General features: G+C 40.3%; 11 protein-coding genes. 1 reads left to right on the forward strand and 10 read right to left on the reverse strand.

Going from position 1 to position 14,868, the window contains the following annotated elements; all coding sequences use genetic code 11:
* Window positions 1-40: 40 nt before the first annotated feature.
* The 5 genes from J2Z32_RS22475 to J2Z32_RS01635 all read right to left on the reverse strand — a co-directional run bounded on the left by J2Z32_RS22475 (window position 41) and on the right by J2Z32_RS01635 (window position 8,697).
* The gene (locus J2Z32_RS22475; protein WP_210087378.1) at window positions 41-2,665 is read right to left on the reverse strand and encodes a helix-turn-helix transcriptional regulator; all 2,625 of its coding nucleotides are present in this window, start codon (window positions 2,663-2,665) and stop codon (window positions 41-43) included.
* 84 nt (window positions 2,666-2,749) lie between these two features.
* Entirely contained in the window at window positions 2,750-3,721 is a 972-nt protein-coding gene (locus J2Z32_RS01620; protein ID WP_210087379.1) for an ABC transporter permease, read from the reverse strand.
* On the reverse strand, window positions 3,715-4,461 hold the full coding sequence (locus J2Z32_RS01625) for an ABC transporter permease (RefSeq protein ID WP_210087380.1): 747 nt from the start codon (window positions 4,459-4,461) through the stop codon (window positions 3,715-3,717). The genes J2Z32_RS01620 and J2Z32_RS01625 overlap by 7 nt, the downstream gene beginning before the upstream one ends.
* A gap of 80 nt (window positions 4,462-4,541) precedes the next feature.
* Window positions 4,542-5,480 carry an ABC transporter ATP-binding protein gene (locus J2Z32_RS01630; protein WP_210087381.1) on the reverse strand — a complete coding sequence of 313 codons (939 nt, stop codon included), beginning with the start codon at window positions 5,478-5,480 and terminating at the stop codon, window positions 4,542-4,544.
* Window positions 5,481-5,577: 97 nt separating this feature from the next.
* Window positions 5,578-8,697 carry an ATP-binding protein gene (locus J2Z32_RS01635; RefSeq protein WP_245251040.1) on the reverse strand — a complete coding sequence of 1,040 codons (3,120 nt, stop codon included), beginning with the start codon at window positions 8,695-8,697 and terminating at the stop codon, window positions 5,578-5,580.
* A gap of 146 nt (window positions 8,698-8,843) precedes the next feature.
* On the opposite strand from J2Z32_RS01635, the gene J2Z32_RS01640 reads away from it, so the two are divergent.
* A complete protein-coding gene (locus J2Z32_RS01640; RefSeq protein WP_210087383.1) occupies window positions 8,844-9,824 on the forward strand; it encodes a DMT family transporter in 981 nt (326 codons plus the stop codon).
* Window positions 9,825-9,907: 83 nt separating this feature from the next.
* Here J2Z32_RS01640 and J2Z32_RS01645 read toward each other — a convergent pair whose 3' ends face one another.
* The 5 genes from J2Z32_RS01645 to J2Z32_RS01665 form a co-directional block, all read right to left on the reverse strand.
* On the reverse strand, window positions 9,908-10,711 hold the full coding sequence (locus tag J2Z32_RS01645; protein ID WP_210087384.1) for an ABC transporter ATP-binding protein: 804 nt from the start codon (window positions 10,709-10,711) through the stop codon (window positions 9,908-9,910).
* Window positions 10,712-10,725: 14 nt separating this feature from the next.
* Window positions 10,726-11,769, reverse strand: coding sequence for a FecCD family ABC transporter permease (locus J2Z32_RS01650; protein ID WP_210087385.1), 1,044 nt, complete (start codon window positions 11,767-11,769; stop codon window positions 10,726-10,728).
* A complete protein-coding gene (locus J2Z32_RS01655; RefSeq protein WP_210087386.1) occupies window positions 11,766-12,779 on the reverse strand; it encodes a FecCD family ABC transporter permease in 1,014 nt (337 codons plus the stop codon). Before J2Z32_RS01655 ends, J2Z32_RS01650 begins: the two co-directional genes overlap by 4 nt.
* 96 nt (window positions 12,780-12,875) lie before the next feature.
* Window positions 12,876-13,841, reverse strand: coding sequence for an ABC transporter substrate-binding protein (locus J2Z32_RS01660; protein ID WP_210087387.1), 966 nt, complete (start codon window positions 13,839-13,841; stop codon window positions 12,876-12,878).
* Window positions 13,842-14,108: 267 nt separating this feature from the next.
* Window positions 14,109-14,867: an ABC transporter ATP-binding protein gene (locus tag J2Z32_RS01665; RefSeq protein WP_210087388.1), complete on the reverse strand. Its 759-nt coding sequence runs from the start codon at window positions 14,865-14,867 to the stop codon at window positions 14,109-14,111.
* Between the last annotated feature and the right edge of the window lies 1 nt (window position 14,868).

Below are 14,868 nucleotides of genomic sequence, written 5' to 3' on the forward strand. Positions count from 1 at the left end.
ATGCTTACTGCGTGAGTGTATTAAACCTTGAACCTTTTTGCTATTTAATTAAGCCTCTACGCCGTCCTTCTTCAACCGCACCCAGACGTGTAGATACCTCTAGCTTCCCAAAAATATTCATCATATGTGTTTTAACGGTAGCCACTGAGATAAATAAATGTGAAGCAATTTCGGCATTCGTACCTCCTTTAGCTAACTCGATTAACACTTCAAGCTCTCGATTCGTTAAAAGCTCTTTACTCATCTGTATATCGGAGTTTTGCTCGATATCCTCTGTCATGCATATCCCCATCACAAGCTGAAGGAACTGTCTTTCCTCCAAGGTGATATTTACTGAACTATCTGCGTTATAGGCAACCAACAGCGGGTAAAGCGTGGCTCGATCCGTAAAAAAAGGCTGTAATATTTTATTTACCCTTGCATAGTGTAAGGCTTCCAGCAAGCAGTTATGAATTAACCTTTTTACATTTTCGCCTTGCCGAACAAGCATTGTGATTTTTAGTATTGCTGCCTCCACAAGTCTTAAATAATTTTGATTTTCCCTTGAAAAGGCGAGGATGTGATCTACACGTTGCAAAGCATGATCATGTTCCCCTTGGTTATGAAGCAATCGAATATAAAATAACTGTGAGGATAAAGAAATTTCTCCCTCAGGCTGTTGTCTATATTGTTCGGTAAACAACGCACTATATTTGGAGTCAAGCTTTCCAATGCTATACAGATGATTTAATAATCGATCAAATTGATTGAAATTTCCAATTCCAGCGTCATTAATAATTTGATTGGCAAGACGCCCCCCATTCTCTTCATCTCCAAAAAGCAGCTCATATTCAACTAAATGGAACCGATAGCTTAACTCTACAACACTAGGGACAATAATCTGTCCTCTTATATGTTGCTTAATTCCCTCTAGTGCAATTGTTGCTTGCTCCTTATCCATCCGTTTAAAGTATACACCGATTAACCCGATAAAATAATTATAGCCAAGTGTATCCATAATCCCTGCAGAATATAGCAACTCTTGGATTTGTCCATACATCATTAAGCTTTGTTCAAGTTGCCCCGTTTCCTCTAATAACTGTGTTTTTGCAGATAAACTATAGTAGTCCAAAAAAACATTGGCTCCCTTGTTATTATTCACTGCATAATCCACAAACTCTAAACACATTTTATATTGATTTTTGCTTAATAAAATATTTGCACTCATGATTAAGAATAACGATTTAGTTACAGGACTAAGCTCAAATCGATTGATTTGCGCCAGAGATAACATGGTAGGGGGTTGATAGTTAGGTTTGCTTTTTCCCAAAAAAGGGAGAAAATATTCTAGTCCTAACAAAACCTCCTCATCTCCATAACGTGCCTCAAGCGCATCACAAAGCTGTATACAGCGCTCAGTATTTAAGCATGTTAAATTATAAATAATACATTGCAAAGAAAGATTAATATTCCCAGTCAAAGGTTCAAGTGGGATTTGGTTAATGTAAGCCCATGTCTCCACTGTTTCGTCCATCAGCCCCAGTAGAGACATCGCTGTACTATAATCTTCAATCACAAATAAATGCTTTAATGCTTCACCATAATCACCTCTTGATGCAAGTAGATGTGATGCTAGCTTATGTAGTCTAATTTGTTCATCCTTTGGCAAGGCAGCAAATTGTATCAATAGGTACTCTCGCAACATGTGATGATAGCGATAAATCCCACCTTCTTCATCGACACACGTAACGAATAAATTTTTAGCAATTAAGCCATTAACCATAACCAGAAAATTTTCTTCACCTGTGAGTACCCTACTCAATTCTTCATCAAAATAAGTTAAAATACAGGTGGTCACGAGGAAATGTTGTTCTTTATCCGTCAGTTTTCTAAAAACTTCGCGGGTTAAATAAGCTGCTGTCACACCATGATCAGTCATGGAGAGCAGGCTTCTACTTTCATGCCCTGCAGCAGCTACAAGCTGAAGTCCACCGATCCAACCCTCTGCAAACTGATTCATTTGCGAAATATCATCATCACTAACATTTAATTGCAACGTATTTGTGAGAAAATCCTGCCCTTCTTCAGCCGAAAAACGTAGCTCATCTCCATTTATAAGCAATAACTCCCCTGAAGCAGCAAGCTCACCTAAATACACGACAGGCTGCTGTCGAGATAACATAAACAGATGCACATTGTCTGGCATTGATTTAATAAAAAAATCTAATGAGGCAATAAGCAGGGGGTTGCTTAACTCATGTACATCATCTAGCACCACATAATAATGTTGTTCACCACACAATTGATTGATGACCATCGCTAACAAATTTTCTACGTTTGCTGTATCAAAATTAGCATGTAAGATAGAGATCAATCGTGACGATTCCTCATCTCCCATAAACTTAGAAATGGCCGCAATAAAATAATGCCAAAAGGAAAAAAGTTGATTATTACTTTCATCCAAAGATAACCACGCGACATTGCCTAATTCATGTTCCTTAATAAAGGAAGACAGCAAGGTGGTTTTCCCCATCCCAGCTGCGCCCATAATATATATAACCCGCATCTCTGAGCAAGCAAGCAATTGCTGGAACAAATGCTTCCTTACGATATAGTTTTTGCGTGGTGCAGGAATTTTTAATTTTGTAGACAACAACACAACACTACGATGGTTTTGATCGCTCATAGTTACCTTCTTTATTATAGATTTACTTATTATTACTTCTGATTGTAGGTTGATCTGTAGCAATTGACAAGATCATCTTCGATGTTATTTTTGTTTAACATACCGCTGTTTTAAATACCAAGTCGCAAACAACAGCAGTCCACCTACTAAAATAATAGCATAGATCAATGACGCAATATGAGCTAACGCTGTACCATGCTCAACATAACCTGCAAACGATAACAGATGCTTTTGAGGCAAAATGGAGACAACCCATGCAATGCCTTTATTGTGCTGATCAAAGGAATAAAAGCTCCCTGCTAAAATAGTGGTTAAAATCATGATACTATTGGCAAGCATCGTTGCATTATCGGGTTTATGAAATAGCGTAAACATCACTAACATTACCGAGATCCCTAACAAACCAATGATAAGAATAAAACCTGCATATTGCAAAAGAGTAAATCCAATATCATACCCGATCAGCTTCATAATGATTAAGCAAAGAAATGCAGGTGTATACATGGTTAAGCAGGTTACTATATGTGCCAATACATATTTCATAACGGAGATTGGTGAACAAGCAATACGTTTCAGCATACCTTGTTCTTTATCTTCTGAAAATGTAAACAAAAACAAGCTTGAAGCCATAAGCAAAAACATCATTAAAAAACCGATAATATTGGCACCTATTCCGCGATCTGACGATACAGAAACTGAGGAGCGGTCTAAATTTTTTTCACTTAATAAGCGTATAAGCAAAGATTTAAATTCGGCGTTTTTTATACTTTCAATCTCAAAGGTTTTGTCCTGGTTCTGCCACACATAAGCATCATACTTATGCTTCATCAGTTCTGAATAAGGTGGCTTCTCCTTCATTACGTCTATTTTTAAATACGGGGATTGTACAGGTGCTTTTGTTTCACTTGTAACAAATACGATATGCCCCTTTGTTTCCTGTAAGCCTGTCATATAAACAGCAAGTATAATCGATAAAATCATTAAGACTGCCATGATTATAATGCTGCCTTTTCTTTCAAGCATACGAATGTAATTATTTTTAATTACTGTCAGCATACATAATCCTCCGTTCTAAAACATTTCTCACAGCCATATACCAGCACAGCAGAAATTAAAATACTTATCCCAAAAACAGGCCAAAACAAGTTAAAATCAGCATCAAATATAACCATAAAAAAAGCATCAACAATCCACTTTATCGGTGATAATTTAGATACCCAAGCAATGGAAGGTCCCATACTTTCCAATGAAAAAAATACTCCACCTAAAAAGGCGAGAATACTAAGCACATTACTCAGTAACGTACTTGCAATTTCCTCTGTTCTAAACACACAGCAGAAAAAAATTCCTAAAGCACTTGTTGCAAATTCGAGGGGCACCATGAGTAACAAAACATACCCAAAATACTGTCCTCCAAAATTCAAATTCATTGTAAACATAAGCAACAATACAACAAGTAAATGACAAATATAATTGAATACAAACGAAGATAAAATTTTAGAAAAATAAATTGCTGATTTTCCCACTGGTGAGTGAATAATGCGTAAATTAGGTCTTTTAATATCCCGCTCCATAAAGCTGTTTGTTGCTGTCATTGCCCCATTAAAAATCGAAAATACAAGTATACTAATCCCATAATAGTTATAAGAAGCGATCGGATCTGCATAAGCCCCCTCAGATAAAAAACCAAAAATTAAAACAATCAGTAAAAAAAAGATCGTATTGAAGCCAATCAGCACAACATTTTTACTATTATTGCTTAAATCCATTTTGAAAATTTGTGCAAAACTATACATCTATTTTCCCTCCTTACACTTATCCTTTATCATCATGAATAATTACGACAGCTACCAACTGTATCTACATGAATTAACTTTTAATCACGTAGCTTACGTCCAGTTAACTTAAGGAATACAGTCTCAAGGCTTGCTACCTCACTTGCAATATTAACAATTCGCACCTTCTGATCAACCAGCAAAGAGATAATGCGATCTAAATTCTCAACATCTCTAAGTGTCACAACTTTAATGTATCCCTCATCAACCTGGATAGACTTCACGCCTTCGATGTGGAAAAGTGATGCTTCATTTAAATTTTGAATATTTTCCGCTTCAATATAATAGCTTTTTTCATGTTGAATGCTTTCTTTTAATGCTTCTTTAGTACCTTCTGCGATCATTGCACCATGATCCATAATAATAATTCGAGTGGAAATCGCTTCAACTTCCTCCATATAGTGCGTGGTGTAAATGACTGTCATACCTTTATCTCTCAGCTGCTTAATCGTATCTAAAATGTGATTACGTGATTGAGGATCAATCCCAACGGTCGGTTCATCCATAATAACAAGCTTAGGTGAATGGGCAATTGCACAAGCGATGTTTAATCTTCTTTTCATCCCACCAGAAAAAGTCTTCACTTTATCCTTCCTCCGGTCTACCAGTCCTGCGAATTCCAATGCCTTTTCAACTGCATTAGATAATTGTTTTCCTTTTAAACCATATAATGAAGCAAAAAAACGCACATTGCGTTCGGCAGATAGCTGCTCATATAATGCAATCTCCTGCGGAACAACCCCTAATTGCTGTTTATAGCTACGTAATGTCTTCTCAATCGGTTGTCCTTCATATTGAATCTCACCTTGATCCTTTTGTAAGGAGGCGGTTAGAATGTTGATCGTTGTACTTTTCCCTGCACCATTGGGACCCAGAAAACACAAAATTTCACCTTGCTCTATTTCAAAGCTAATCCCCTTTAAAACTTCTTTTTCTTTAAACGACTTCTTCAGCTGTTTCACTTCAAGTAACTTTGTCATGTCTATCATCTCCTTATACATATCCTACCTCTAAGCCTAAATAAAAAAATCATCCTTTCGGTTGAACGAGTAGGATGATTTTTTTCTAGCTATATATTTAGTTTTTCACCACAAATGAAACTTCGGTACCTTCACCAAGCGTACTGCGGATTTCTAGACCAGAGCCAAATTGACGCTTCAACCTTAGATCTGTATTAAGCAAACCAACACCTGAACTCGTATCCACCCTTTTTTGTTGAAGCCGCATCAGTATCTCCTCAGACATGCCCACACCATCATCAATGACTGAAATTTTAGTATAGGCTGGAAAACGTTGAATTGAAATCATAATGGTGCCCCCTTCTACTCGTTTCATAATGCCGTGGCGAATCGCATTTTCAACTAAAGGTTGTATCGTGAAAAGAGGCAGCTGCAAATTAGGAACACTGTCTATATCCCACTCGACATGAAGTCGTTCTCCAAAGCGCTCCGCTTCAATATACAAATAGGAACGCACAATATTTAATTCATCTTCAACATTACTTAATTGATCAATATTTTGAATTTTAAAACGATCATGCAAAAATTCGCTAAATACCTCTAATAAATCTCGCATACGATCTAGATCAATTTCACTTAAAGCCGCCACTGCATTTAACGTATTAAATAAAAAGTGGGGTTGAATTTGTGCTTGTAGCCATGCTGACTCCATTTTTAGTCGCTCCCTTGCTGATCGTCGCACCTCAGTTAAGGCTCGAACTCTAGACCTTAGCTCCAAGGATTCAACGGGCTTGGTTACATAATCATTGGCCCCTGACTTAAACCCTTTCTCAATATCATCAGGATGACTTCTCGCGGTTAATAATAAAATGGGAAGCTCTGCTAAAGTAAAACGCTCGCGTATTTTACGGGTTAATGTATAACCTGACATTTTAGGCATCATCACATCTGAAATAACTAGATCCCATTCCTGTTGATCCATATATTCTAACGCCTGCTCACCACTGGTAACAGAGGTAATAGAGTAATTCTCTAACGATAAGATGGCTTCTAGTACCTTTAAATTAATGACATCATCATCTACAATCAATATTCTAGATATAGCTGTATCTTCTTGAAAGTTAGTTTGTGAGCCTTCATCTGATTTCTCTTCTAAATTTCCGACTAAAAATTGATTAGTATCTAGGTCGCTTGCAACAGCAGCTAGCTTCATTACTTCTTGGGTCTGGACCTCTCTATTTTGTGCCAAATCTAAAGTAAATGTAAATGTGGACCCCTCTCCAACTGTAGAATGAACCTCCAATGTTCCTCCATGCAGCTCCACCAACTGCTTGCTGATTCCTAGGCCCAATCCAAAGCCACCTTCAAGCTTAGCCCGCTCTGAGCTTGCTTGCTCATACGGCTCAAAGACTCGTTGTAGCGTATAAAAGTCCATCCCAATCCCTGTATCCTGTATAGTGATGTGAGCTTTCCCTTCTCGCACTACTGCTTGAATCGAAATCTCACCAGCATCAGTGTACTTTAATGCATTTTGCAATAAATTAAATACGATTTGCGTCACCCGATTTTCATCTGCGTACACGAGCGGAAAGTCGTCAGCGATTGCGTTGACAAGCTTAATCTCTTTTCCAGCTTTCATATATAAAAGCATATCTATTACACCTGTTGTAACAGATTGAATCGAGGTGGGACTAAAATGTAGACGTGGTGTACTTTCTTTTAATGATACAGCAAATAACAAATCGTTTAACATTAAGGACATTCTGCGTCCTACACTCAACACCATTTCTAGCTCTTTTATACTTTTTTCATTTAAAACTTCACTTTCCCGCTCTAAAACCGTTTGAGAAATATTTAATATTCCGTGTAATGGATTACGCAATTCATGTGAGGTGTTCGCTAAAAATTGATCTTTAAGCTTATTGGCCTTTTGAAGCTTGATATTCAACTTTCTCGCCTCTAAACTTACCTTAAAATAGTTTCTAAACCATACACTGGAAAGACACATGGTCGAAATAATGAGATCAAACGGATAATAAAGTATTTTAACTCCATTGAAAAGAAAGATTCCGTACCATATTGTATTGTTTACTAATGCAAGCAAGGATAATACCATCAACAAGATATGATAAACATCGTTAAATTTAATTTGAAACATAATGATTATAACTGAGGTTACAACAACAATACCAAGTACTAAGAAATAAGGTTGAAAAATTACCCCCCAGGCTATGGGAGCAAATAAAACAATGAATCCATATATGAAACAACATCCAATACAGACGAAATACCATTTACGCCACTTTGCTAGAATTCGATCTTCAACACATTTCAGCAAAATAAACGAAAACATGCAAATTGAAAGCTGTGTAAGCCTAAAGCTCAAATCATAGTTAATTGGAAACCAATAATTCAGCAATTTATCTTCACTACTAATTAATGTGGTAAATATGCTCGTTAGTGCTAACAAGGAGAGATACAGTAGACGCTTATCCCTTTCGCCAACAAGATAAATAACTATTGCATAGATTGCATGAATAAGAAAGACGAATGAAACAAGCTGCTGCATTGTTACAGACAGATGAATCTCTTTATCTACCTGCGACTCTGACCCAAACTTCATAGAACGAACAATCCCACCAGACCTAGGGTCCTTAAAGTTAGCGACTTGAATAACAAGATCAATGACACCCTCTTGATTAGGTCTTAAAGAAACAGTGACTGGTGTATTTTCCGCAGTGTATGCATTTAAGCTTGTTGCTGGATTGCCCAATTTAAATAATAGAACCCCATTTGCATATAGTTCAGAAGCACTTCGAATACTCGTTATACGTAACCGATAGGTTATGTCTTGATCTGGATCTACTACTATTTTGAGACGATAAGAGCCATACCCATAAGGAGTTGTTTTTCCTTGTTCTAAATATGAGTTCCATCCCCCCGGTACGGGAATAAGTTCGGACTTTATTTGCTCTTTCTTGGATTCCTTAGATTGCTTATTATTTTCTCTATCTATTAGCCATGTATTCGCATAAAACTCCCAGTCTCCATCAAGCCCAATTGTTTGTTCATTCCATTTCGTCCATTGTCGCAAATCTAGTTGTCCATCAACAGCGTAGGGCTGCTCCGTATGATTAAAAATATTAAACCACAGTAAACGTGCCCCTGTAAGTATAATAAGAAAGAGTACAATAATACCCGTTATTTTTATAAATTGATTTTTTTTTAGCTTGGACAAAACCATTAGCTCCTTAAAAAATTAATTTCTAGCATTATGTATATCTCTGTTAATATACTGAATGCTTTTTATAAATTCAACATCAGCATTGTAATCTACTTAAAACATAGTAAAATTAAACTACTTACTTATAGGAGTGAACAGTGATGTTTTTTGCGCTTTTTGGGATCGCTATCGGGATTGGCTTGGCCATGCAGACAGCGGTGAATTCTCAGCTTAGAAAATTTGTCATCTCACCATTTTTAGCCTCCATGATTTCGTTTGCCATTGGTTGTATATTTCTCACCGCTGCTACCCTTCTTAATGGCTCTTCCTTGGGTGTCCCCCTTCATGTATTCACAGATGAACCACTATGGATCTGGATAGGCGGCTTACTTGGTGTTGTTGCCTTAACGACAAACATTCTTTTATTTCCAAAGCTAGGTAGTGTACAAACGTCAGTTATGCCTATATTAGGTATGATTATGATGAGTATGGTTATCGATCATTTTGGATTTTTCCGTTCCCCCAAACAACCATTTAGTATGAATCGAGTATGGGGTGTAATTTTAGTACTATTAGGTGTGTTTCTGGCAGTTGCCCTCGGGGAAATTTTGCAGTATCGCCGTTACAAACAGCTAGTGAAGGAACAAGCTACTAAACCAGAAAAAACTAGTATAAATTCTAGATCTGAATCAGGTCAATGGTTATGGCGGTTTATCGGTATAGGCTCTGGCATGCTCATGGCAACTCAAGCTGCGATTAATGGACAATTAGGAAAGGTGCTCCACTCGCCCATTCACGCCGCCTTTATTTCCTTTTTTGTAGGACTCGTGATACTCATCTTTATTGTATTGATCAAGGATCGATCAATGACTAATTTGGTACAGCCTATTAAGCTATCCGCTCCATGGTGGGTATGGATTGGCGGCATTTTAGGCGCGGTTTATGTACTTGGCAATGCCTTTCTTGTTGGTGAAATTGGAACAGGGCAAACTGTGATGCTTGCTTTATTTGGACAAATTACAGGTAGCTTGCTCGTAGAACAATTTGGACTACTGAGATCGAATCGAATTAAAGTGAGACCAATTCAGATTTTGGGGCTGATTATCATGTTATCAGGTGTGTTTTTAATTAAAATGTTATAAAAAATAGGAGCGCTAATGCGACTCCCTTTATTTTTTTGCATTTTAAATTTAACTCCTGTTATTCAAGACAGCTGTGTATAACGCTACTGTTCTCTATTCAGCTTCCTTCCTCTTCCATGCGGTATGCAGGTGGGTGTGCCAAATAACGGGTCTACAGCAATATCACACTCCATCTGAAAAACCTTTCGTACGAGGTCACGAGTAATAATATCCTCCGGCTTACCTTCTGCATAGATCGACTTGTTGTGCACCGCCACGATATGATGTGCGTAGCGGCACGCCAGATTCAGGTCGTGCAATACCATAACAATGGTACGGCCTTCGCGTTCGTTCAGTTCAAACAACAGATCAAGAATTTCGATCTGATGGGTCATATCCAAATATGTCGTAGGCTCATCCAGCAACAACGTTTCCGTACCCTGCGCTAGTGTCATCGCGATCCATGCACGCTGACGCTGACCTCCGGACAGAGCATCTATCGGCCGATCAGCTAGTGCCGTAAGATGTGTAGACTCCAGAGCCAGCTCTACCATACGCTCATCCTTACGCGACCACTGTTTAAGCCAGGTCTGATGTGGATAGCGGCCTTGGCGAACTAGCTGGCTCACCGTCAGACCTTCAGGTGCTGTCGGCCCTTGCGGCAAAATGGACATGCGTCTTGAAATTTCTTTGGTGGGTAGCTTCGCAATCTCTTCTCCATCTAGCAGCACTGTACCCGCGTTGGATTTCAGCAGTCTTGCCATCGTTCGCAGCAGTGTGGATTTGCCGCAGCCATTGCTACCGATCAGAACCGTAATTTCTCCCTTGGGGATGTTCAGGTTCAGGTTTTCAATAATGGGATCTGCTCCATAGGAGATTGTAAGCTCCTTGGCTTCCAGAATACTCACGTCTCTCTCCTCCTTTAATATTGGTTCCGATTCTTAAACAGCAGATACAGAAAAAACGGAGCGCCTATACCTGCGGTAAATACTCCGGCAGGAACATCAAGCGGTAGAAATGCTGTTCGGGCGATCAGATCGGCTGCACATACCAGCAAAGCACCAACAAATCCTGACACCAGCAACAAACTGCCAAACATCCTCCCCACCAGCTTCCTTGCAATATGCGGAGCGATCAGACCTACAAACCCGATCGTACCCGCCACGGATACAGCGATACCCGCAAGCAGCACACTACATAACAGCAGAGCCGAACGATGTCTTTCTACAGTCACGCCAAGCCCCGTGGCAAGGTCATCCCCAAATTCCTGAGCATTTAGACTCCGGGCGAGCAATATGGCGAGAGGCATAACGATGACAATGACCGGCAATATCGTTTGAATATCTGTCCATGTTGCCCCGTAGATGCTGCCTGTCAGCCAGATATAGGCCTGACTTGCCGTATAGAACGGACTCAAGATGAGCATAAAGGTCGTACCCGCCCCCGTAATGGCCGATACCCCGATACCGATGAGCACAAGCCGGATCGGGCTGACTCCTTTTTTCCAGGCAAGCACATAAATAATTAATGCTGTTACCATCGCACCGATGACAGCAAACAGTGGCAGCATCTTAATACTTACGGCTCCACCCAATAACGTTACAAAGCCTACAGCAGCTACCGCAGCACCACCCGTTATGCCAATGACATCTGGTGAAGCCAGCGGATTACGAATAATACCTTGCAGCAGTGCACCCGACATGCCAAGTGCCGCCCCAACAAGCAGGGATAACAATACACGCGGAAGCCGGAGTGTCAGCACCACGAAGTCATGCTCCCCTCCATTCCATCCAAATATGGTTCTAATGACATCCAGTGGAGAAATAAAGTCACTGCCCAGACTTGTTCCGACCACCCCGGTTGCCAGAAATAGAATTATACATATAGCGATGACAAGCATTGATTTACGTTCAATTTGCATGGAAATCGTATCTCTTTTATTGCGATACGTCAGCAGCTTCTTCATATCTTCCTCACCCCCTTGCGGGCAATGTATACGAAGAAGGGTCCGCCGATCAATGCAGTCATCACACCAAGCGGAACTTCCTGCGGCATAATAACCAGCCTGGCTACCACATCAGCAGACATTAGCAGAGTGGCTCCCCCGACGAAGCAATACGGTACAAGCCAGCGATAGTCATTGCCAACAAATGCACGCATAATATGGGGCACAACCAGACCCACCAGACCAATGGAACCGGCTACTGCAACAGAACCACCTGCGAGTAGTACAGTAATCACTCCCATCAGCACTTTGACCAATAGCACATTCTGTCCCATACCTTTGGCGATGTCATCTCCCGTTAACAGAAGATTGATTGCTCGGCCCATAAAAAGTGAAACCAGTGCAGCCGCTGCCATGTATGGCAGTACTGGATATAACATATCAAGTGTTCGTCCACTTACCGAACCGGCAAGCCAGAACAATACATCCTGCAATCCTGTGCTGTCCAGCACCAGAATCGCTTGTGTAAAGGAGGCAAACAAGGCTGAGATGGCGGTGCCTGCCAATACAATCTTGATTGGTGTAAGTCCATCACGCCCTAGGGAACCAAGGCCATATACAATCGCTGCGGAAATGGCTGCTCCCGCGAACCCAAACCACATCATCGCTGTCAAGGAAGACACAGATAGTACAACGACAGCAATAACAATAAAGAAAATGGCACCTGAATTAATCCCGAATACACTCGGAGATGCCAGTGGATTACGTGTCAGCGCCTGCATCAGTCCGCCTGCCACAGCAAGGCTTGCGCCCACAACAGCAGCAATAATGGTACGTGGTAATCGTTCCGACAGAAGTACCACATGTTTTACCGAGGTTTCATCGTAGGACAGCCAGGCATCCCACGCCATGTGAAACGTGATAGGTGTGCGGCCCAGAATCATACTGGCGATCGCTGCGAGAAGCATAAGTATGAATAAACCGATCAGCCCATATATTTTGGCACTCGCCTTGGTAAAAAGGGGAAGCATAAACTCACTCTTTCATCTGTAAAATAAAAAAGGACCTGCACGCCCATACACTTCGTTCACGAATGTCTTGGTGCATGGCAGGTCCTGCTCCTGTTATTATTTATTCAAATTGAACAGCTGGTATAGATCGTCCAGCATCATATTAGCCGACGTGTATCCACCCGCCATATTCCAGGCAACCTCATCCACCTGGTACATCTGTTTGTTTTTCACAGCATCGAGGTTTTTCCACAATGGACTGCTGGTCCAATCTTGATAGTTTTTCTCAATTGCGGCTGTATCGGTTCCCGAATTAAAATTAAAGATCGTGTCTGCATTCATATCTGGAATGGCCTCTTTGGATGTCAGTTCAACACCCCAGGTATCTGCATCATGTCCCGTCGGTCTTGTAAAGCCAAGCTCCTTCAGAATTTTCCCTGCGTAACCCATGTAAAAAATACGAACCTGATCCGCTCTGAAGTTAGTAATGGTCGCTTCAATTGGCAGGCGGTCACCCATCTTTTCTTTGAAATCCGCTACGCGCGTTTCCCAATTCGTGAGCAGCTTGTCGGATTCCTCCATCTTGTTCATCGCTTCCCCAGAAAGCTTCAACGTTTCTTTCCAATCAAACAGCGTTTCGGTTACTACCGTTGGTGCGATCTGGGACAGCTGATCATAGATTTCTTCGTGTCTGATCTTGGTTGCGATAATCAAATCAGGCTTGAGTTTGTTGATCTCCTCCAGATTTGGCTGTGATTCCTGGCCTACTTGCGGCACACCGTCCAAGTCTTTACGGAGATATTCATAGACCGGCTGCTGAACCCATGATTCAACGACACCCGCCGGTTTCACGCCAAGGGCTACGACAATATCATTCGCACCCTGGAACAAAGTTACGATCTTCTGTGGAGTTCCTGTAATTTTGGTTTCGCCCATAGCATGTTTGATCACTCGTGCCTCATCTGCTGCTTTTGTAGCGGTATTTGTGGTGCCCGAACTTCCTCCTGAAGCACAACCGGCCAGCAGCGAAATCATCAAAATTAACGCTGCATAAATATGTATATTTTTCTTAAACTTAAGCATTAAACTTAGCTCCTCTTTTTTCTAATTGATATTGAATCTCATTATCAATTGTATTGTAAAGGAGATTTTCATTTTATACAAGCATTTATTTGAAAAAATAGCTACCAGCTCGTTTCATGTCCTTCTTCCATTCTGCAATGATGGTAAGAGCACCTTCCTTAGATGATTGCTGTTTTAGGCGACAGCTTCATCTTAAGGGAGTGCTCATTTTATTTCAAATATCAAATTTAAGGGAATACAGGAATGCTTCTATAAGAAATATTTATATCAGATTTCTAACTCTCTCATTTTAGCTGTAACAAGATCAATATGTTTCTCTACAGTTCCCTTACTAGCTTTAGGCAAACGAAGCTCATCAACAATACGACCATCCAACATAAATAAAACTCGCTCTGTACGAGCCGCCACCTTAATGTCATGAGTAACAAGCACAATTGTTGTTCCTTCTGCATGAATATCATTAAAAAGATCCATAATTTCATTTGCTGATTTAGAGTTTAATGCCCCTGTAGGTTCGTCCCCAAAAATTACTTTAGGCTCACTCATCAATGCACGACAAATACCTACACGTTGAAGTTGCCCTCCTGAAACCTCTGTCACTGCACGTTTAGCTAAAGCTTCTATTCCTGTTTTGTGCATAAGATTTCTTGCTCGCTTTGTTAACTGCTCAAGCTGCTTTCGATTATTAAGCATCGAGGGCAAAATAATATTGTCAAATACATTCAAATTTTTTAATAAGGTGGGTTGCTGAAACACAAACCCCATCTTGGTCCGACGTAAATCCGCTCGCTCATCCTCATGAAAGGACGCCAAGTCTTTACCATTAAAAATAACAGCGCCCTCATCTATGTGATCCATTCCACTTAACGCATACATCAAGGTAGACTTTCCTGAACCTGAAGGCCCCATAATCGCTACAAATTCACCCTCATAAATATCAACTGAAATATGATCCAGCACCCTGCTTCTTTCATTGCCTACACCTAAATACTTTACGATCCCATTTGCAGCCAACAGCTTTTCCATA

Source organism: Paenibacillus turicensis (assembly GCF_017873435.1).
Classification (GTDB): Bacteria; Bacillota; Bacilli; order Paenibacillales; family Paenibacillaceae; genus Fontibacillus; species Fontibacillus turicensis.